Annotated in this window: 2 tRNA genes and 2 rRNA genes; all 4 read left to right on the plus strand. The window is 50.8% G+C overall.

Going from position 1 to position 1,251, the window contains the following annotated elements:
- Positions 1-104: 104 nt before the first annotated feature.
- Positions 105-222 (plus strand): 5S ribosomal RNA (rrf, locus tag EV212_RS13365).
- 4 nt (positions 223-226) lie between these two features.
- Positions 227-300, plus strand: a tRNA-Ile gene (locus EV212_RS13370).
- A 4-nt stretch (positions 301-304) separates the two neighbouring features.
- A tRNA-Ala gene (locus tag EV212_RS13375) sits at positions 305-377 on the plus strand.
- 403 nt (positions 378-780) lie between these two features.
- Positions 781-1,251 (plus strand): 23S ribosomal RNA (locus EV212_RS13380); the annotation flags it as partial.

Below are 1,251 nucleotides of genomic sequence, written 5' to 3' on the forward strand. Positions count from 1 at the left end.
CAAGGTAGCCGTATCGGAAGGTGCGGCTGGATCACCTCCTTTCTAAGGAAGACGGAGTAGGGATTGTTTTATTGTTTAGTTGTCAGTGATGACAACAGGAAGTTTCTGGTGTCGATGCGCCTGTGGGGCACACCCGTTCCCATTCCGAACACGATGGTTAAGACACAGACGGCCGATGGTACTTTGCTGGAGACGGCACGGGAGAGTAGGTGGATGCCAGATTCATGGGCTTATAGCTCAGCCGGTTAGAGCGCACGCCTGATAAGCGTGAGGTCGGTGGTTCGAGTCCACTTAAGCCCATTCTGGGGGTATAGCTCAGTTGGGAGAGCGCCTGCCTTGCAAGCAGGAGGTCACGAGTTCGAATCTCGTTATCTCCACGAAGATTTCCTGAACGCGCAGACGAAGCGATGGGACGAAAGAATATATTCTTTGCGGACCGGAAGCGAGGAGGCATGTGAAGGATTCCGTGACTGAGAAAGCTGAAAGCTTTCGAAGGCTCAGGAAGACTTGCGCGAGGGGAATCTGAGTCAATAAAAGACTGAAATGAGAGCGGAAGTTACGCCGCCACTAAGTTCGAAAGAACCTCACTAAGTGGACGGGTAACGACGTTCACACTAGATTCGCTTGTCTTACAAGCTTATCAAGTGTTCACAGTCATGTACCTTGAAAACTACATATTGAAAATGATAAGACATCAAACCGTAAGATTTAAATTTTACAAACACATTTTTTTTCTTATAAAAATGACCGGCCCATCGTTGTAACGCTATACAGCGGTGTGGTCATGCTACAAAGAGCGCAGGGCGGATGCCTTGGCACTGAGAGCCGATGAAAGACGTGATAAGCTGCGATAAGCGCTGGGGAGGAGCAAATATCCTTTGATCCAGCGATGTCTGAATGGGGGAACCCGGCGGAGCAGACCTCCGTCATCATGCACTGAATCCATAGGTGCATGAAGGGAACCCGGGGAACTGAAACATCTAAGTACCCGGAGGAAGAGAAAGAAAGATCGATTCCCGGAGTAGCGGCGAGCGAAATGGGAAGAGCCTAAACCAGCATGCGTGCATGCTGGGGTTACGGACTGCATAAAGTGAGCTGATAGGATAGGCGAATGGTTTTGGGAAAGCCAGCCGCAGAGGGTGAAAGCCCCGTAGCCGAAATCCGTAGGCAGCAGGCAGAATCCAGAGTACCACGAGACACGTGGAACCTTGTGGGAAGTCGGGAGGACCACCTCCCAAGGCTAAATACTAC

The sequence above is a fragment of the Frisingicoccus caecimuris genome (assembly GCF_004340975.1).
GTDB lineage: Bacteria > Bacillota > Clostridia > Lachnospirales > Lachnospiraceae > Frisingicoccus > Frisingicoccus caecimuris.